We start from the raw sequence: 18,750 nt of genomic DNA, 5'->3' as shown, positions 1-18,750 counted from the left end.
GTGCTGTCGGCGATGAGGGTCTGGTCGATGGGGCCGGTGCCGGAGCCGGAGATGCTGCCGGTGAACAGGGTCTGCGCGGCGGACCAGCCGTTGGGGTTGGTCGGGTCGGTGGAGGTGCGGTAGGAGAACGCGGCGCCGCCCCACTGGTACGCAAGGACCCAGATGTTGCGAGGCGCGAAGTAGAACAGGGTCGGCGCGACGGTGCCGCTGTTCATGGTGTTCTGACTGGCCGAGGCCATGTCCGACCAGTTGGTGAACAACCCGAAGTTCATCGAGCCCCACGACGAGCCGAAGTCGTGGGTGGTCGCGTAGACCAACTGCCGCCCGTTGTACGGAGCGACGGTGAAGTCCTTGAGTGACACCCAGCCCGACTTGGGCTGCGCCAATGCGCCGGTCGACGACCACCGGTACGACGACGGCAGATCACACGTGCCGCCCGGCGGCGGCGTGGTGGGCGGCGGCGTGGTCGGGTTGCCCCCGCCGTCGACGCGCACGAGCTGCCACTGCTGGTTGGTGCCGTTCCAGTCGTCGTACTGCACGATGTTGCCACCATCGGCGGTCGACGCGCCCTGCACCTCCATCGCCTTGTTGCTGTTGCGGTTGATCAACCGCACATAACCGCTGTCCGAGTCGGCCAACCGGAACTGCTGGTTGGTGCCGTTGTTGTCGGACCACTGCACGATCGCCCCGCCGTTGGCCGTCGAACGACCGGACACATCCAGCACCTTGCCCGACAACCGCGACTTGACCCGGTAATAACCGCCCCCGGAGTCCACGAACTGCCACTGCTGCTGGTTGCCGTTGTTACGCGTCCACTGCGTGATCCGCGCACCGTCGTTCGTGGCCAGGTTGTACACGTCCACAGCCTTGCCGCTGTTGCGGTTCACCAACACGTACCACGCGCCGGTGTCCACAGTCGCCGCTGACGCGGGTGACGACACCGCCATCGCTGCGGCGCCGGCGACCACCACCGCTGCCGCGCCGGCGGCCACTGCCCGCACCAACCACCCTCGCCGCCGCGAGGGCGGTGCCGTCGACGGAGACCTACCAAAGGCAGACATGATCCTCCTCAATCACCAGGAGCCGAACGGTCACCCGAAGCTGGGCGCACCGCGACACGCGACCGGGTGCATGCGTCGGGAATGTTCGCGCTAACAAGATCCCCTGCATGCTGTGGACGCACGCCTGAACCAAGGTTGGCGGAGCAGGCCCGCCCCGTAAGCCGTAGCCGCCGCCGCCCTTGACCATCGACTGTGAGCGATAACATGCTGTTCGTCAAGTCGTAACATTGGCGCTTCGGTGAGCCGGCGATCCGCGCCCACGCACGGCGCAGCCCATCGACGCTGATCATGCGCGGCCACCACACCCGCCTGCGGTCCTCGAACGGGCAAGGCGCCTCGGAAGATCCGGGATGGTGGCGCTAACATCGACGTCGACTCATGACCTGGTCACGGCCGCCTCGGGCGTCGGCGCTCCGACAGGCGTGCCGCCGAAGCTCGTATCACCGGACGCACGGCCCGCCGCGCGAACGCTGCCCGCCGTGGCGGTGACCGCCGGGTCGAACCCCGACCCGGGGCCCGGAGCTGGTGGCTCCGGACCCCGGGCTCAGGTGGTCAGGGGCTCGTGCAGGTGACGTTGCTGGGCGCGGTGTCACCGTTGCCGGTGGCGGTGAACCCGAAGGTGGTCGAGGCGTTCGGCCCCAGGGCGCCGTTGTAGGCGGCGTTGCGGACAGTGACGTTGCCGGTGGTGCCCGTGTTGGTACCGTTCCAGAGGCTGCTGATGGCCTGGCCGCTGGCCAGAGTCAGGCGTACGGTCCAGCCGCTGATGGAGGTGGCGGTGTTGTTGGCGACGGTGACCTCACCCTGGAAGCCGCCCGGCCAGCTGTTGACGGCCCGGTAGGTGGCGGCGCAGCTGCCCGGCTCCCCGGTCGGCGGCGGCGTCGTCGGCGGCGGCGTGGTGGGAGGCGGCGTGGTCGGCGGGGGCGTGGTGGGCGGAGGCGTGGTGGGCGGGGGCGTGGTCGGCGGCGTGGTGGACTGGAACTGGCTGAAGAATCGCCAGATCTCCGCCGAGGTCCAGGTCCTGGAGTCGTTGGGGCTGGACGACCCGTCGACCGGGCTCGGGGTGTGGTCGCCGTCGAAGGCGGCCCACTGCACGGGGTAACCCGCGCGGCAGCCGGAGTAGGTGGTGGTGATGTGGGTGAGGCTGCCCTGGCTGGGCTCGCGCGGGCTCTGTGCGGTGCAGCCGTTGTTCCGGACGAACGTGTCGCGCAACGCCCGGCCCTGGGAGATGTTCAGCACGCTGTCGTGGATGCCGTGGATGCCGAAGTACGCGACGGGCTGGGTGCCGCCGTTACAGCCGCTGAGGTTGGCGCCGGAGAGCACGGTGACCGCGCGGATGACTGTGGGTCGGGCGCAGGCCACCGCGTAGCTCATGGCCCCGCCGTAACTCCAGCCGAGGGCGAAACGCTGGGTCGTGTCGACGCAGAGGTCGTTCTCGACCTGCCGGGAGATGTCGTCGAACAGGGTCAGGTCCCGACCGTTCGTGTTGGCCCAGCCGGCGTCGATGCCCTGGGGCGCGACGAAGATCGTGCTGTTGTTCGACAACGGCGCCAGCCCGTAGTAGCCGGCCGAGGCGACGTTGTTGGCCGAGCCGTTCAGCCAGTGGAAGCCGAAGATCAGTCGGTACGGACGGTTCCTGTCATAACCGCCCGGGATCTGGAGGATGTAGCTGCGATTCTGGCCGCTGCTGGAAATCGTGCGCGTCCCGCTGGTGAGAGTGGGCGCCTTGCCGCAGCCCGCAGTCGCCGCGAGCGTGCCGTTGGTGGCGGCCACCGCCTCGGTGCCGAATCCGCCGCGCAGCGCACCACCTGTCGCCGCGGCGAAAACCACCGCGGCCGCGACGAACGAGAAGAGTTGTCTCCGTTTGACCATTGCTCGACTCCTTGCCGTTGATCGTCCGTAGGACATGCACCTCGCCGTCGACGAGTCGGTTCGCACCGGTGTGCGGGCCGGCATGCTCCTGGGGCCGGATGGCGCACACGGGTCGCGTACGGGCCGTACCGTCGCTGCCGGGGTTGTCCGTGACGGGGCAAGGAAAGCGGGGAGTGCAGCCGGACCAGGGTCGTCCGACGACCGCCTGCGGTCGCCTGGCAGTGGCGGAGCGGCCCGGACTGGTCACCGACCGGCGAAGCGGCCCGAGGGAGAGCCCTCGGCGTGCCTCTGCCGATTGACTGAGGTGACTGGGAGCGTGCCCTTCGCTCCCGCGCCGAAAGATAGCATGTTATCGATAACATCCTCAACCGGCCGAGTGCCGCGGAACCGGCCACAGCGGACGGAGCGGCCCGGCCCCGGGTTTGCGGACGCCGCTGGCAGTGCCCTTCGATATCGCAGCGAGGTCATCTTTTCGAGTCCTAGACTGCGAACGTGCACGGCGGGGCCGCCCCTGCCAAACGGGGAGGTGCGGGTGCCATGAATTCGCGGCCGACGCAACAGCAGGAACAGGCTCACGGCGGCGCCAATCGCGACATGCCCCCGGAACTGGGCTCGGACTCCATCGGCATCTTTGAAGGCCGGACCTTCATGTTGTCCAATTCGACAGGTGACGTGCCGGGCGACTCCATCGCCGGTCTGGTGCACGACGACACCCGCTACCTCAGCCGTTGGCAGCTGACTCTCGACGGGCTCGCCCCACTCGTGCTCAGCGCCAGCGCTGTCGATGCCTATTCCGCGGCGTTCTTCCTCGCCAATCCGGAGTTGCCGGGTCTGCAGGCGAACAGGATCGGCGTGCGGCGGGAACGGTTCGTCGGAGACGGCATGCACGAGCGGATCGCGGTGCAGTATTTCGGCACGGAACCGGTCCGCGTACGCCTGCGGTTGGATGTTGGTGTGGACTTCGCCGACCTCTTCGAGATCAAGCGGGCGGGGCGGAGCAGACGGGCCGACATCCGGCGAACCCACCTGTCGGACGGCTCGGCCCTGCGCTTCTGCTACCAGAACTCGCACTGGTCGGCCGGCACGACAGTCGAGGCCGACCCACCTGCCGAACAGGTCGAAGGCGACGCGCTGGTCTGGGACGTGCACCTGGGGCGAGGGGACACCTGGAACTGCGAGCTTCGCGTGCTGCTGAACTGCCAGGGCGCGGACTACCGGCCGCGCGGCCGCACCTTCGGCGAGGCACACGACCCCGACGCCGACGACCTGGCATCGCGGTGGGTGGCCAACAAGCCGGACCTCAGCGCGGATTCGGAACTGTTGCGCAACGTCTATCACAAGTCCGCCGCCGACCTGCTGTCGATGCGCATCGTCAAGGAGATCAACGGCGAGAAGGTCGTCCTGCTGGCCGCCGGGATGCCCTGGTTCCTGACCGTGTTCGGGCGGGACACGCTGGTCACCGCCTACCAGAGCATCAGCTGTGGACCGGACGTCGCGCGCGGTGCGCTGGTGACGCTCGCCGCGCACCAGGGCAACACCGTCGACCACTTCAGCGACCAGGAGCCCGGGAAGATCCTGCACGAGTTCCGCTCCGGGGAGCTGACGCAGCTCGGCATCGCGCCGTACGGCCCCTGCTTCGGCTCGGCGGACACCACCCAACTGTGGCTCATCCTGCTCTCGGAGTACTGGCGGTGGACGGGCGACGACGCGTTGGTGCGGCAGTTGCGGCCCAACGCCGACGCCGCTCTGCGGTGGATCGACGAATTCGGAGACCGCGACGGCGACGGTTACGTCGAGTACGCCACGCGCTCCCCCGACGGGATGCGCAACCAGTGTTGGCGCGACTCACCGGACGGTGTGCAGTTCGCCGACAGCAGGCTCCCCGACCTGCCGGTCGCCACCTGCGAGATCCAGGGCTACACCTACGACGCCAAGCTCCGCGCCGCGGAACTCGCCGACGGGCCGTGGGCCGACGCCCCGTTGGCGCGACGCCTGCGGGGCGAGGCCGCCGATCTGCGCGAGCGGTTCAACCGTGACTACTGGCTGCCGACGCGCGGCGGCTACTACGCGATCGGCCTCGACGCCGACAAGCGGCCCATCGACTCGATGACCTCGAACATGGGCCACCTGTTGTGGAGCGGAATCGTCCCGCCCGATCGCGCCGCCGCGGTGGCTCGGCAGTTGATGTCCGACGCGATGTTCTCCGGCTGGGGTGTCCGGACCCTGTCCACCGAGGATGTGGGGTACAACCCCATCGGCTACCACCTCGGCACGGTGTGGCCGCACGACAACTCGATCATCGCGGCCGGGCTCGCCCGGTACGGCCACCGGGATGCGGCCAACCGGATCGCGATGGCGATGCTCGATGCGGCGGCACACTTCGACTACCGCCTGCCCGAGGCGTTCTCCGGGTACGACCGATCGCTCGGACGACGGCCCGTGCCCTACCCCACCGCCTGCAACCCCCAGGCCTGGGCCAGCGGCGCACCCCTGCTGCTCCTGCGGTCGATGCTCGGGCTCGACGTCCGCGACGGCCGTCTCGGCACCGATCCGCGCATCCCGGAGGCGTTGGGGAGCATCCGGCTGACCGGCGTCACCGTGCACGGGACGCGGCAGACCGTCGACGCCTCGGGCTCGCCCCTGCCCTCCTCCGCCTGAGCGGCGCCCGGGGCTGCGCAGATCGAAATCGCGGTACGCGCCGATCGCGTCGGTGAGCGGCTCGTGCTCGGTCACGACGTCCTTCGGGCCGGCCTGACCGGACGCGGCCATGTCCGCCAGCTTGGGGTGGTTGCCGTTGCTCTCGACCGCCCAGGTCTGTGCGTGGCTCGGCGCGTCATCCGGCTTCCATTGCCCGCTTTGGCCCTGGCTGTCGAGATTCGGGAAAAACCACTTCTCGTGGAGGTCGAGCTAGCGTTCCGGCATGCTCCTTTCGACCTCGAGACCCGTGCCGGCCGACGACACGGCGCAGCTGGTCCGGGGCGCCCAGCAGGGCGATCCCCGCAGCTTCGCGCTGCTGTTCGACTGTCACTACGCCGGCATGCTCGCCGTGGCCCACCGCATTCTGGGCGGCGGGCCCGACGCCGAGGACGCCTGCCAGGACGCGGCGATCGCGGCGTTCAGCCGGATCGGTGAGCTGCGCGACCCCGGCGCGGTGCGACAGTGGCTGCACGCCATCGTCCGCAACAACTGCCGGACGATGCTGCGCGCGCGCAGGCCCGTGCCGGTCGGAGTGGCAGGTGAGAACCTGCTCGCCTCGGAGCTCGACGACCCGGTCGCCCGCATCGAGCAGAGCGCCATGCGGGACTGGGTCTGGCACGGGCTGCAGCAGTTGTCGCCGGCCGCCCAGACGGTGGCGTTGCTGCGCTACTTCACCGAGAACAACTCGTACGAGCAGATCGCGGAGCTGTGCGGGACTCCGGTCGGCACCGTCCGCAGCCGCCTCAGCGAGGCACGTCGGCAGCTGGCCGAGGTCCTCCCCCGCGTCCGGGACGCGCGGCACGACGGGGCCGGGACGCTGCGCGCCGAGCGGCGCGAGGAGGCGGCGACGATCCTGTCGGCGGTGGCCGATGGCGCGTCCGTGACCAAGGTGGCCGCGCGTTGGGCCGAGGACATGGTTTTCTGCTGGCCGGACGGCACCCGGACGATCGGGAGGGAACCACTCTTCGCGGTCATTCGGCAGGACAACGACCTCGGTGTCAGCCACAAGATCACCGGAGTGCTGGCCGGCTCCGGCATCACGATCTGGGAGAACGCCTTCATCAACCCGCCGGAGGACCCGTTCCACTGCCCGCCCGGCGCGACCTGGCTGCTGCGGGAGAAAGGGGGCCTGGTACGCGAGGTGCGCCTCCTGCACACCCCGCGGCCGGCCCGGCCGGAGATTTCTTCCGCGGCGAATCGAACTTCTGCCAGCCCAGGGATGTCCTGAGGGTATGACCACGTACTCCATCCACGACCTGGAACCGCAGCTCGCCGCCAACCGCCGGTACTGGTGCGGCTGGGCGGGCACCGACCCCGACACCGACCTGCCCACCTATCGCACCGACATTGCGCACCCGCTGCTCAACGGGGTCCTTCGCGTCCGCGATCTGCCACTCGACGAGGCGATCACGGAGGCGAGGAAGCACCTGACCGGCTCGCACTGGGGCTGGTGGGTGGGGGCGGACAGCGACGAGGGCACCGCCGAGGGCCTGCTCGACCGCGGCGCGGAGCAGATCGCCGACATGCCCGTGATGGCGGTGGACGTGACCACCGTGGCCGAGGTCGATGCGCCGAGCGACCTGCGGATCCGGCACGTCGCCGACCCGTCCGAGATGCGGGAGTACGTCGGTGCGTACGCCGGGCCGCTCGGCCTCCCCGGGGATCCCGGCCTCGCCGTCGACCGGGAGCTGAACTTCGCCTACCCGGACGTGGTCCGCCTCGCGGGCACGATCGACGGCCGCACCGTCGGCACGTGCACCCTGTCGCTCGGCACCGACATCGGCGCTCTGTACTGCATCGCCACCGACCCCGATTTCCGTCGGCGGGGCATCGCCACGGCGCTCACCCGCGAGGCGCTGCGCCTCACCCGTGCGTCGGGACGGCAGATCGTCACGCTCCAGGCGAGCAGCGAGGGCGAGCCGGTGTACCGGCAGATCGGCTTCGAGACCGTCGCCCGCTACCGCCTCTACCAACTCCCGGAGTGACTCCCAGCGCTGCCGCCCGGTCCATGACTGTCGGGCGGCAGCACTGCCACCCGGGACCTCCCGCCCCGGCACGTACTTGCTCGTACGGAAAGTGAGTGTTAGCTTTCCGTACGAGCAAGTACTTGCCCCACCCCGAGGAGCTGCCTGATGAGCACCACTCCGACACCCGAAGAGGCACGACGGGCTCTGCAGGACGTCGACCGGCGGCGGGGTCAGACCGCAGCGGCCGCCAGCCGGTCACGGTGGATCTGGCTCGGGGCCGGTGTTTTCGTCGCGGCCTACGGAGTCCTCGCGGACCGGTATCCGGACTTCGTGCGCACGTACGGCACCACAATCGTCATCCTGCTGCTGCTGCTCTCCATGGCGGGCAACACCCGGTGGGGCGCAACCCTGCTGCGCCGGCCGGTGCGCCCGCGCATCGTCCCCAGCCCGGCCAGCCTGCTGTGGTCGGCACTGGTGCTGGCCCTGCTGATCGGCGGCACCGCGCTCGCCACCGCTCTGGACGTCCCGCACGTCTGGCTGTGGAGCGGCGTGCTCATCGGTGTCCTGCTGGCCGCCGCCGGCCCGTGGTGGCAGCACCGCGTGCTCACCCGCACGGCCTGACCGGTGGCCGACCCGAAGCTGGACCCGGCCCTGCTCGATCCCACCCGGCTGGCCATCCTGGCGCTGCTGGCGGGGACCGAGTGGGCCGAGTTCGCGTTCGTCCGCGACGCCGTGGAGCTCAGCGACTCCGCCCTGTCGAAGCGGATCTCGACGTTGAGCGACGGCGGGTACGTGGAGGTACGCAAGGGCTACGTGGGCAAGCGCCCACGGACCTGGATCAACCTCTCCACGGCCGGTCGGGCCGCCCTGAGCGCCCACATCGCCGCCCTGCGCGAGATCGTCGCCCGCGTGGACGGCGCCGACTGAGAGCCCTTTCGCGGTTGCCGGGGCGCGTACGGTCGGCGGACGTCGTTGTCGCGGCGCGCGGTCGGGCGGACCTGTTCGACGCCCCGGGTCAGGGTCAGCGGAGCGCCGTGATCACGAAGGCGGGGCGCCCTCCGGCCGCGCCTTCTGCGGATAGACGGTCTCGTGGCGGGCCAGCATGGCGACGAACTCGCCGATCTTCCGCTCGCGGGTCTCGGCCCGTTTGACGGCGTTGAGGCGGTAGATGAGCGCGAACCTGTTGGTCTTCGTGAGCACGTCGAACATCGCCTGGGCGGCGGGTTCGGCGGCGATGGCGGCGAGCAGGTCGGCCGGCGCCTCGGCCTCCGACGGCGGGGCGTACGCGGCGGCCCACCGGCCGTCGGCCTTCGCGGCCTCCACCACCGCGCGGCCCGCGGGCATCATCAGTCCCTGCGCCTCCAACCGGGCGACGTTTTCGACGTTGCGTCGGGACCAGACACTGCGGGCCCGGCGAGGGGTGAACCGGATCCAGGAGGACTGCTCGTCCCGCTTGCGGGCCTGCCCGTCGATCCAGCCGAAACACAGCGCCTCGTCGACCGCATGCTGCCAGGTCAGCGTGGTGACCGTGCCGCCCTTCTTGGTCAGGGCGAGCCAGACGCCGGGCGACGTGGCGTGGTTCTCCGACAACCATGCGCGCAGCGCGCCGGCGTCCGTGACGATCAACTCTTCCAGTTCGGCGCTCGCCATCGCAGCAGGCTATCGCCGCCCTGTGACAGCTACGGCTGTCGGTGGACATCCCGACCCGACCGCCGACCGGGGCAGTCGGAACGGCCAAGGGTGTGACACGTCGACCGGGCCACACCCTTGGCACATCCAGCTGTCTCCTGCCAGGTTCCGGAGGGTCAGCAGCCGATCCGGCTGGACCCGACCGCTACGTCGTCGTACCAGAGGGTGTCGGCCCCGTTGCCGTAGCTCTCCCAGCCGAGCTTCAGGTCGGTGAGCTGCGGACGCCAGGTGCGGTTGTACCACTGGCCGTCGATGTCGTGCGTCGGTACGCCGTCCGCGGTCAGCCCCGCGATCGCCGTGCCGTCCAGCCAGGTACGCAGCTGACCGGCCGAGCCGTCCACCATGAACTCCAGGCAGGTCCACCGGTTGGTGGGAAGCGGCACGCTCTGCGCCACCCCGGCCGGGCTCTGCTCGGGCAGGGTCGCGTCGTCGGAGGCGCGGTTCCATTGCAGGGCAGCGTTCTGGCCGCCCATCCGCAGGTCCCTGTTGCCGTCGGCGGCGTCGGCCATCGCCATCATGGTCGTGTGGTCGGTGGGCTGGGCGGTGGTGTGCCGCACCCAGATCCGGCCGTACCGCACACTGCCCACGCTGCTGAGGTTCTTGGTGGACCTGATGAAGACGTGGTTGCAGTAACCGGCCGCGCCGTTGATCCGGACCGCCCGGCTGCCGCTGTGCGCGGTGGTCGTGTCGATGGTGGCCGTGCCGGCGCCGGAACAGTCCGGGTTCACCACCGTCCAGTCACCCGACGGCGTCGAGCCCGTCTGGTTCTCGAAGCCGTCGCAGAGCACCGCACCGGCACATCCGACCGGCGGCGGGGTGGTGGGCGGTGGCGTCGTCGGCGGAGGCGTCGTCGGCGGAGGCGTCGTGGGCGGAGGCGTGGTCGGCGGCGGGGTGGTCGGCGGCGGCGTCGTGGGCGGAGGTGTCGTCGGTGGCGGCGTGGTGGGCACGCCGGTCGTCGGGGTCGGCCCGGTGCCGTTGCACGGCACGCCGTTCAGGCTGAACCCGCTCGGCGACCCGCCGCTGGTGCCGTACGTGCCCTGCACGCCGAACTCGGTGGCGCCGCCGGCCGGGATGCTGCCGTTGTACGACATGTTGCGGGCGGTCACCGTCGATCCGGACTGGCTGACCGTGGCGTTCCAGCCGTTCGTGACGCGCTCGTCCCCGGCGTACGTCCAGGTGACGGTCCAACTGGAGACGGCGCTGTCGCCGGGGGTGACCTTGACGTTGGCGGTGAAGCCGCCGGGCCACTGGTTGGGCGTGTAGTCGACCCGGCAGCCCTGTGCGGCCGCGGCGGGCACCACGAGCACTGCCGTTCCGGTCGCGGTCACGGCGGCGGCCAGCGCGGCGACGACCGCCAGGGTCGGGGCGGGGCGGGCGCGGAGAATCGTCATGAGAAGTCCTTCTGCCATCAAGCTGGGGAATCGGCGCGGCAGCGCGCGTCCGTGACGGACGCGGCGCGACAACGCGCCGGGTGCGGCGCGGCGATGCGCCACAGCGACTGGTCGATGCGTACGACCGACGTGCCCGGCTCGGGGTGGACCTGTCAGTCGCCGACGGCCCGGTTGCCCGGACCTCGGCGGCGCCCGCCCTCAATCTATTGACAGATTCCTATCGAATCAAGGGTGTCCGGCGGCCCGCCGCACCGGTCCCGCACCGAGGGCAACCCGTTCGACCGGCCGGAGTACCTGCGCTTCCTCGCCCAGCCCCGACACCGATCCTGAAACGTCGGGTCCTCGCCGTGCTCTGCCCGCCGCGATGCGGCACACGAGGTCGCGCCTAGCGGAGCAGCCCGCGGTCGGCCATGAACGCCCGCAGCGTCTCGGCATCCTCGGCGGACATCAACCACCGGGGGATCACGGTCGCCGGCATCCGCCCGACGTACACGATCCAGAAGTCCGGGGTGTCCTTCACCTGGGCGACGCCGTCCCACGCGATACCACCGGACTCCGAGCCGCTGCGCATCATGATGTTGTCGTCGGTGATGTCGTAGCCGCCCTCGACGGCGTAACGACCGGAGCGGCGACGTGCGCGCCACCGCACCCACGGCAGGTACAGCATCGACAGCACGCCACCCACGAGCAACGCCATCCACAGCGGTGTCGACCGCTCGCCGGACGCGAACCCGCGCGAGACGATCAGACCGATCACCCCCACCGCCGCCAGCACCGCGCCGACGTAGCTGTACCGGCGCAGCCGAACACCGCCGAGCGTGGCCGCCACGCGACCCGGGTAGTCGGGATCAGCGGGGACGTCGAAACGGATGTGCACCCCAGCACGATAGTTCCCCGACCGCCCCGGGCACCGCCGGACCCGTCGCCCGTGCGGGATACCCGTCCGGTCAGGAGGCGGGCGGCTCCCAGAGCAGGAGCTCACGGTCGTGGACGAACCCGTTGCGCAGGTAGAAGTCGACCGCGCGGCGGCTGGAGTGAACTGTGACGTGCAGCAGCCCCCGCGTCCGGGCCTCGGCCAGGATCGCGGCGATCAGCGCACCACCGACACCGCGACCGCGGTACTCCTCGCGGACCGCGACGGACTGCACGTCGCCGTACCACCGGCCCATCGATTCGTTGCTGGGCACCCGCTGGGCGACGAGGAGCCAGGCGGCTCCGACCACACGCCCGTCCAGTTCGGCGACGAACGGCAGGTGGGTCTCCGCGTGGGCGGCCACCCAGTCCGCGTACGCCCCGAGCTTGTGTCCGTCGACGCCGCGTAGTTCCGCGAGCGCCGCCGCGTCCGCCACGCCGCCCTTGCGCACGTCCACCCGTCGGAGTCTAGGCGAGCACGGCGCCGGCGGGCGCCCGAGCGGCCCGTCGTGCCGGGCAGGCCGGCGGAGTTTCGCCGGCGGGCGCTTGCGGGTAGCGGATGGCGCATGAACCGCGATCTCGTCAGGGCTCTCCAGGTCGCCTGGGAGCTGCCGGAGTTCCGCAGCGGGGTGCGACACCTCATCGACCTCGACGAGGTGTCCGTGCTGCTGGCCACGCTGTCCGTCCCGGATCACGACGGCGAGGTCGAGCGCAGCCTGCTGAGCCTGCTGCGCTCGGGCCTGGAAACGGTCGAGATCCGGGAGGCCGTACTGCTGCTGTTGGAGCAGGACGAGGTGCGCCGGCCGCTCGTCGCCGCGGCGGTGGAGCCGCTTGCGGCCCGTCCGGGCCTGGCCGCCGCCATCGCCGCGGCGGCCGAGGACCCTGCGGTACGTCGTGAGGTACGGGCGGCCCTGGACAGCGCCAAGGTGCGCGAGCTGATCTGGCAGGCGATGGAGAACCAGGTCAGCGACAACCGCTTCGGCCTGATCCGCAGGGCGGCGGCACTGTTCGTGCGGCACCCGAGCGTCCGACGCCTCGCGTGGGCCGTGCGCCGCCACGGCGTGCTGCGCGAACTCCGTCGCAAGCCGTAATCCACTAGCGTGGCGGGGTGGCAGCGTCCGGCACGGCACCGCCGCCCGAGATGGGTCGCTGGCTGACGTTCCTGCTCGCGTTGGCAGCCGGAGCGGCGATCGCCAACCTGTACTGGGCACAGCCGCTGCTCAACGTCATCGCTGGCGACCTGCGTGCCTCCACCGCGACGGCCGGCTGGCTCGTCACCGCGACGCAGACCGGGTACGCCGTCGGCGTACTGCTGCTCGTGCCGCTCGGCGACGCCCTGGACCGCCGCCGGTTCGTCCCGGTGCTGCTGGTGGCCTCGGCCGCCGCACTGCTGCTGTGCGCGCTGGCGCCGTCGTTCGATGTGCTCCTGCTCGCATTGACGGTCCTCGGCGTCACGACGGTCTCCGGGCAGGTCCTCACGCCGCTCGCCGGTGACCTGGCCGGCGACGCCCACCGGGGTCGGATCGTCGGGGTCGTCGGCTCCGGGACCCTCAGCGGCATCCTCGCCTCCCGCACGATCAGCGGGTTCGTCGCCGGTACCGCCGGGTGGCGTACGACCTTCGCCCTCGCCGCGGCCGTCGCCGTTCTGCTCGCGGTCCTGCTGTACCGGGCGATTCCACCGCTGGCACCGCGCACACGCATGCCATACCCGCAGCTCATCGCCTCGGTCGGCGCGGTTGTCCGGCGTGAGCGGGCGGCCCGCTGGACGCTGGCCCTGGCCGCCACCGGGTTCGCCGCGTTCTCGCTGTTCTGGACGGCGCTGACGTTCCTGCTCAGCGGCCCACCATTTCGATACCCGGTAGCGGTGATCGGAATGTTCGGACTGGCCGGCCTCGCCGGCGTCCTCTCCAGCCTGCGCGGCGGTCGTCTGCACGACAGTGGTTGGTCGCTTCCGGCCACCGGGATGGCGTGGACACTGGCCCTCGGCGCCTTCGTCGTCGCGGCTTTCGCCAGCCGGTCCGTCGCGCTGCTCATCGTCGCGATCGTCATGATCGATGTCGCTCTCCAGACGCAGGCCCTCCTCAACCGGGCGCGGCTGTTCGCCCTGTCCGACGAGGCCCGCAGCCGGCTGAACACGGCACTGGCGTCCGGCAACTTCGTCGGCGCTGCCATCGGCTCCGCCGCCGCGACCACGCTCTGGTCCGCGGGTGGCTGGACAGCCGTCATGATCGCGGGCATGGGTCTCTGCTGCTTCGCGCTCGCCGTGTGGGCACTGGGTCGGCGCGGTCCACTGGTGATCCGCCGCGCCGGGTGACACGGGCCGGTCCATCGCCCGTGCCTACGTGGATCGACATCTTCCGCCCTGGGGTGGAACCACCGGCGCTGTCGCGAGCGTGTCGGCGGGCACGGGTGAGCCACCTTGCTCAATCACAGCTACCTGACGACGGGGTCAGGCCAGCGTCGCCGGCAGGACGAGGAGGGCGAAACGGATCACCCGCCCCACGAGGCAGGCGACGGCGAACTCCCAGCGGCGCAGGCCCACGGTGCCGGCGGCGACGCTGACCACGGCCAGCGGTGGGACCCCGACCGCGGCGGAGACCAGAACTGTGGGAACGGCGGTGCGGCGGCGGGAGAGCCAGCGCCGGATCGGCCCGGTCCACCGGGCGGCTCGGGCCGCCGTACGACCTGACCCGCTCTGTCTCCCGAGCCTGCGGGCCAGCCGTCCCGTTCCACGGCGCGCGGATTCGAACAGGAGCAGCTTGCCGGTGGTCTGCCCGAGCGCCAGGGCGAGCACGGCGACGACAACGGGGCCGCCACGGTGGCCGGCGACCACGACGTACGCCTCGGCGTTGACGACCGGAACGAGGGCCGACGCGAGGCCGTAACCGAGCGCCACCACGGCCTCGGCGAGGCTGCTCACGCCCGGCCGTCCCGGTCGAGCAGCCGGGCCACCGCGGCGACCGACCACAGCTTGACCACGACGACGGCGACGGCCACGGCCAGCGCGAGCCGGTACTGGCCGAACGCGATGGTGCCGACGACTCCGGCGGTGTTGGCGGCCTTGGCCACGGGCGACCAGTTCCACGCCCACACCTGGCGGTCGACCAGGTGGAAGTAGTTGGGGCTGAGCACCGGCCAGCACAGGAAGGCCAGCGACAGCATGGTGTCCAGCACCAGGAACGACAGCAGGAACACCAGGGCCACGACCGCGACGTCGGGCACGAGGGAGATCAAGCCCACGCAGAGTACGGCGGTGCACGCGCGATCGCTCACGATGTCGAGGACGGCCCCGGCCCGGGTCTCCTGCCCGAGCCGCCGGGCGGCCCAGCCGTCGAGCATGTCGCCAATCCAGTAGATACCGTACGCTACCGCCAGAAATACCACCGATCCCGCGACGAGGGCGGCGACCCCGACGGTGACCGCGGCGACCGTGCGGACGGCGGTGATGTAGTTGGGAACCGTACGGAGAGGGCCGACACTGATGGCGGCGCGGGAGTCGACGAGAGTCACCCCAGAAGCGTCGTGCGGTACGCGTCTCGGCGGAACGTGCCGTGGTGCCGATCTGCTCGCCGGGGCAGCACCGGGGTGCCGCCCGATCTGGTACCCAGGTACTGGCCGGCCTCCGAGCTGGTCGCGGAGACTGTCCAGGTGATGACCGACATCCGGGAGTGGTTGCGGGACCCCGAGCGGGTGCGCCGGCTGGCGTACGGTGCGGCGGGGTTGATCATCGCTCTCGTGATCACGACCGCCGAGGGTGGCCTGTCCGTGCCGGCGGGCTGGGCGTGGCTGGTGGTGCCCGTAGGCCTCGGTGCGGCGGCGCTGCGGCAGCGCTACCGCGCCCTGGTCTTCGCGGCCTGCGCCGGGTTCGTGGCGATCGTGAGCACCGGCGAGTCGGTGCAGTTGGGCCTCGCAGCCGCCTGCCTGGTGTTCGTCTCGACGTGCGAAGACCCGGCCCGGCGTCCGTGGCTGGGGTGGCTGGCTGGCCTGCTCGGCGCGGCCGGCGCCCTCGCCACCGCGCTGCTCACTGGGCGCGGCATGTACGAGCAGCCGTTCGTCTTCGTGACGGTCGGCTATCTCCTGGCGATCCTGTTGCGGTCGTGGTCCCGCGGCCGCGCGCTCACCCGGGAGGCGGACGACCTGCGCGGCCAGGCGGCCTGGCTCGAACAGCGCACCAACCTGGCCCGCGAGTTGCATGACGTGGTCGGTCACCACGTCACCGCGATGGTGGTCCAGGCCGAGGCGGGCCAGCTCAGCGCCGACCCGGGGGCGGCGCTGCGGGCGATCGCGGGCAGCGGTCGCACCGCGCTGAGTGAACTCGACACGCTCGTCGTGCACCTGCGCGATCCGCAGGCGGCGATCGCGGTGAGCGCGCAGCCCCGCCTGTCCGACATCGACGAGCTGCTCGCGCAGCCGCTGCGCCAGCAGGGCGTGACGGTACGGGTAAGCGTGGACCCCGCGCCGGGTCTGGACGAGGTCGGCGTGTTGACCGCCTACCGCATCGCCCAGGAGGCCCTCACCAACATCGCCCGCCACGCGAAGGCCACGGCCGCCTGGGTCGAACTGGTCCGCGTCGGCGACCACGCCCGTCTGCGGGTCAGCGACGACGGCGTCGGGCCGCCCCGGACGCCCCGGCGTGGTTCGGGCCTGCTGGGCATCGAGGAGCGCGTACGGGCGCGCGGTGGGAGCTGGGAGCTGACGCAGCGCCCCGGCGGCGGCACGATGGTGCAGGTCAACCTGCCGGTGGCGAACCCGTGATCCGGGTAGCGATAGTCGACGACCAGCAGCTGATCCGCGACGGCTTCAGCCTGATCCTGCGGACCCAACCCGACATCCACGTCGCCGTCGAGGCTGCCGACGGCCGGCAGTTCCTCGACGCCGTGCGTCGTGACCCCCGCATCGACGTCGCCCTCGTGGACATCCGCATGCCGGTGCTCGACGGCCTGCAGGCCACCCGCGAGCTGGCCGCGATCCCGCACGCTCCGGCCGTGATCGTCGTGACCACCTTCGACGACGACGCCTACGTCCTGGACGCCATCGCCTCCGGCGCGCGCGGGTTCCTCCTCAAGCGGTGCGGCGCAGCCGACCTGATCGCCGCGGTACGCGCCGTCGCCGCCGGCGAGGCCATCCTCTCCGCCGAGGTCACCGGCGCCGTTCTCGACCGGCTCCGCGCCACCGGACCGGCCGCCCGCGTGGACCTGGCGGTCTACCAGCTGACGCCTCGGGAGACCGACGTGCTCGCCCTGGTCGGTGCCGGACTCAACAACAACGAGATCGCCGAGCGCCTCTACCTCTCGATGAGCACCGTCAAGACCCACGTCACCAACGTGCTGGCCAAGACCGGCAGCCGGGACCGAGTGGGCGCCGCCATCCTGGCGATCCGGGCCGGCCTCACACCGTGACCCGTCGATGGCCCCTCGATCCTCCACAAGGGGCCGTCCGCCGCCTAGGATTGCGCGACGCGAACCGCCGCACCCGAGGAGTCGGACCCGATGCGCTCGACGACCGGCCTGCTGGAGCGCCTGCTCCAACCCAGGATGCCCGACATCGTCGCTGTGGAACCGGTGACGGGCGGCCTCGCGGCGCTCGCGGGCATCGCCACCCGACGGGACGCGCCGCAGGTGTTCGTCAAGGCGTTCGCCGAAGCTCCGGCCGACGACGTCTTCGTCGCGGAGGCCGACGGACTGGCGGCCCTCCGCGAGCTCGGCGGTGTGGCGACACCGGAGGTGCTCCTGGCGGACCGGGAGCTGCTCGTGTTGTCGATGCTGGAGGCGAGGCCACGCAGCGAGGTCTTCTGGGAGCAGTTCGCGCACGTCCTCGCGCACCTGCACACGAGCACGACCCATCCCCGCTTCGGATGGCACCACGACAACTGGCTGGGCCGTCGCCGCCAGATCAACACGTGGAGCGACGACGGGTACGCCTTCTTCGCGCAGCACCGGCTGCTGCGGTGGCTCGGGCAGCCCCGCGTCGAGGCGGCGCTGGACGCCGGTGACCGGGCGGCGCTGGAGCGCTTGTGTCACCGCCTGCCCGACCTGCTGCCGGACCGGCCGGCCTGCCTCACGCACGGCGACCTGTGGGCACAGAACATCCTGGCCACTCCGGACGGGCAGCCCGCGCTGATCGACCCGGCCGTGTCGTACATGTGGGCCGAGGTCGACCTCGCCCACGTGTGGTCGACCTCGCCCCCGCCCGAGGCGCGACGGATGTTCGACGTGTACGCCGACCTGACCTCGCTCGACAGCGGCTGGCAGGCCCGAATGCCGATCGTCCAGCTGCGGCAACACCTCGCCGTGCTGGCCCAGTTCGATGACGACTGGGGCGCGGCCGACCAGATCCGGGCCGTCCTCGCCCCGTTCCGCAAGCGTCCGTGACGACGAAGCGGTGGCGACGATCGTCCCACCCCTGCCGATGCCGCGCCCGGGCAGGCGGGACGCTCGCGACATGAGGACGTCAGACGCCGTCGACCGACGTCGTCTCCCGGCCCGAGCGGTGACCGGTGATGAGGGCGGCAGCGGCGCCGAGCAGCTCCCGCTCACGGCCGGTGAGAGCCGGATCGTTGCGCCGGATCGCCAGGGCGCTGTCCAGCACGGTCAGCAGGCCGACCCCGACGCGGTCGAGGAACGCTGCCAACAGCGTTGCGGCCGGCGGCGCCAGGTGATGGTCCTCCTCGACCGCCACCTGGGCGAGGATGACCGCGGAGAGCGCGACATCGAGCTCCGCCGGCCCCTCGGTGGAGTTGCGCCAGTCGATGACGACAGGCCCTCGTGACGTCAGCATGACGTTGTCCGGGTGCAGGTCGAGGTGCAGGATCCGGGCGTCGTCGCGTTCGCCGAGCCGGGGCGGCAACGCGTGGAGCCGGTGTTGCAGATCCGCCAGACACGTGGCCGCCTCAACGGCATCCACCTCACCGGCCAGGAGCGCCGACAGCATGGTGCGCCCGTCCAGTCGTTCCATGACGAGATCGGCACCGCGCGCCTGATGGACGGTGGGTACCGGGAACCCGAGACCCGCCACGTACGCCATGACGGCGGCCTCGGCGGCCACGTCTCCGCCGTGGCGGTAGCGGCGAAGGACGCGCCGATCGTCGATGGCGAAGACGTCAGCGTCTCGGCCCGATGCCAGAGGGACCGCGTCCGTCACGCTGCGACAGTAACCGACGCAACC

The 18,750-nt window shown here is 71.2% G+C and carries 19 protein-coding genes; 10 read left to right on the top strand and 9 right to left on the bottom strand.

Annotation, left to right across the window (positions count from 1 at the left end; all coding sequences use genetic code 11):
• Both B0E54_RS21610 and B0E54_RS21605 read right to left on the bottom strand, forming a co-directional pair.
• Positions 1-1,061 (bottom strand): non-reducing end alpha-L-arabinofuranosidase family hydrolase (locus B0E54_RS21610; RefSeq protein ID WP_234587625.1); only part of this gene is annotated, 1,061 nt, incomplete at its 3' end.
• 552 nt (positions 1,062-1,613) lie between these two features.
• Positions 1,614-2,930: a cellulose binding domain-containing protein gene (locus B0E54_RS21605; RefSeq protein WP_234587624.1), complete on the bottom strand. Its 1,317-nt coding sequence runs from the start codon at positions 2,928-2,930 to the stop codon at positions 1,614-1,616.
• A 594-nt stretch (positions 2,931-3,524) separates the two neighbouring features.
• On the opposite strand from B0E54_RS21605, the gene B0E54_RS21600 reads away from it, so the two are divergent.
• The 5 genes from B0E54_RS21600 (at position 3,525) to B0E54_RS21580 (ending at position 8,521) form a co-directional block, all read left to right on the top strand.
• Entirely contained in the window at positions 3,525-5,588 is a 2,064-nt protein-coding gene (locus B0E54_RS21600; RefSeq protein ID WP_234587623.1) for a glycogen debranching N-terminal domain-containing protein, read from the top strand.
• 262 nt (positions 5,589-5,850) lie between these two features.
• A complete protein-coding gene (locus B0E54_RS21595) occupies positions 5,851-6,855 on the top strand; it encodes an RNA polymerase sigma factor (protein WP_234587622.1) in 1,005 nt (334 codons plus the stop codon).
• Positions 6,856-6,859: 4 nt separating this feature from the next.
• Positions 6,860-7,612, top strand: a complete 753-nt coding sequence (locus tag B0E54_RS21590) for a GNAT family N-acetyltransferase (RefSeq protein ID WP_234587621.1) — start codon at positions 6,860-6,862, stop codon at positions 7,610-7,612.
• A 147-nt stretch (positions 7,613-7,759) separates the two neighbouring features.
• Positions 7,760-8,215: a hypothetical protein gene (locus tag B0E54_RS21585; RefSeq protein WP_234587620.1), complete on the top strand. Its 456-nt coding sequence runs from the start codon at positions 7,760-7,762 to the stop codon at positions 8,213-8,215.
• A gap of 3 nt (positions 8,216-8,218) precedes the next feature.
• Entirely contained in the window at positions 8,219-8,521 is a 303-nt protein-coding gene (locus B0E54_RS21580) for a transcriptional regulator (RefSeq protein ID WP_234587619.1), read from the top strand.
• A gap of 111 nt (positions 8,522-8,632) precedes the next feature.
• Here the strand turns inward: B0E54_RS21580 and B0E54_RS21575 are convergent, their stop codons facing one another.
• The 4 genes from B0E54_RS21575 to B0E54_RS21560 form a co-directional block, all read right to left on the bottom strand.
• Positions 8,633-9,244 carry a YdeI family protein gene (locus B0E54_RS21575; protein WP_234587618.1) on the bottom strand — a complete coding sequence of 204 codons (612 nt, stop codon included), beginning with the start codon at positions 9,242-9,244 and terminating at the stop codon, positions 8,633-8,635.
• 155 nt (positions 9,245-9,399) lie between these two features.
• A complete protein-coding gene (locus B0E54_RS21570) occupies positions 9,400-10,674 on the bottom strand; it encodes a cellulose-binding domain-containing protein (protein WP_234587617.1) in 1,275 nt (424 codons plus the stop codon).
• A 385-nt stretch (positions 10,675-11,059) separates the two neighbouring features.
• On the bottom strand, positions 11,060-11,551 hold the full coding sequence (locus B0E54_RS21565) for a YcxB family protein (protein WP_234587616.1): 492 nt from the start codon (positions 11,549-11,551) through the stop codon (positions 11,060-11,062).
• A 70-nt stretch (positions 11,552-11,621) separates the two neighbouring features.
• Positions 11,622-12,044: a GNAT family N-acetyltransferase gene (locus B0E54_RS21560; RefSeq protein WP_234587615.1), complete on the bottom strand. Its 423-nt coding sequence runs from the start codon at positions 12,042-12,044 to the stop codon at positions 11,622-11,624.
• A 108-nt stretch (positions 12,045-12,152) separates the two neighbouring features.
• Between B0E54_RS21560 and B0E54_RS21555 the strand changes: the two genes are divergently transcribed.
• Positions 12,153-12,677, top strand: coding sequence for a hypothetical protein (locus B0E54_RS21555; protein WP_234587614.1), 525 nt, complete (start codon positions 12,153-12,155; stop codon positions 12,675-12,677).
• A gap of 17 nt (positions 12,678-12,694) precedes the next feature.
• The gene (locus B0E54_RS21550; protein WP_234587613.1) at positions 12,695-13,900 is read left to right on the top strand and encodes an MFS transporter; all 1,206 of its coding nucleotides are present in this window, start codon (positions 12,695-12,697) and stop codon (positions 13,898-13,900) included.
• A 135-nt stretch (positions 13,901-14,035) separates the two neighbouring features.
• Here the strand turns inward: B0E54_RS21550 and B0E54_RS21545 are convergent, their stop codons facing one another.
• Both B0E54_RS21545 and B0E54_RS32810 read right to left on the bottom strand, forming a co-directional pair.
• A complete protein-coding gene (locus B0E54_RS21545; protein WP_234587612.1) occupies positions 14,036-14,506 on the bottom strand; it encodes a VTT domain-containing protein in 471 nt (156 codons plus the stop codon).
• Positions 14,503-15,096, bottom strand: coding sequence for a CDP-alcohol phosphatidyltransferase family protein (locus B0E54_RS32810; protein WP_234587611.1), 594 nt, complete (start codon positions 15,094-15,096; stop codon positions 14,503-14,505). Before B0E54_RS32810 ends, B0E54_RS21545 begins: the two co-directional genes overlap by 4 nt.
• 75 nt (positions 15,097-15,171) lie before the next feature.
• On the opposite strand from B0E54_RS32810, the gene B0E54_RS32805 reads away from it, so the two are divergent.
• The 3 genes from B0E54_RS32805 to B0E54_RS21525 all read left to right on the top strand — a co-directional run bounded on the left by B0E54_RS32805 (position 15,172) and on the right by B0E54_RS21525 (position 17,957).
• On the top strand, positions 15,172-16,341 hold the full coding sequence (locus B0E54_RS32805; protein ID WP_234587610.1) for a sensor histidine kinase: 1,170 nt from the start codon (positions 15,172-15,174) through the stop codon (positions 16,339-16,341).
• On the top strand, positions 16,338-16,985 hold the full coding sequence (locus tag B0E54_RS21530; protein WP_234587609.1) for a response regulator transcription factor: 648 nt from the start codon (positions 16,338-16,340) through the stop codon (positions 16,983-16,985). Before B0E54_RS32805 ends, B0E54_RS21530 begins: the two co-directional genes overlap by 4 nt.
• Before the next feature lie 90 nt (positions 16,986-17,075).
• Positions 17,076-17,957 carry a fructosamine kinase family protein gene (locus tag B0E54_RS21525; protein ID WP_234587608.1) on the top strand — a complete coding sequence of 294 codons (882 nt, stop codon included), beginning with the start codon at positions 17,076-17,078 and terminating at the stop codon, positions 17,955-17,957.
• 79 nt (positions 17,958-18,036) lie between these two features.
• Here B0E54_RS21525 and B0E54_RS21520 read toward each other — a convergent pair whose 3' ends face one another.
• Positions 18,037-18,726, bottom strand: coding sequence for a phosphotransferase (locus tag B0E54_RS21520; protein ID WP_234587607.1), 690 nt, complete (start codon positions 18,724-18,726; stop codon positions 18,037-18,039).
• Positions 18,727-18,750 lie beyond the last annotated feature (24 nt).

Source organism: Micromonospora sp. MH99 (assembly GCF_021442385.1).
Taxonomy (GTDB): Bacteria; Actinomycetota; Actinomycetes; order Mycobacteriales; family Micromonosporaceae; genus Micromonospora.
Note: the sequence above shows the minus strand (reverse complement) of the source record. Positions and strands in the feature narration are given on the sequence as shown.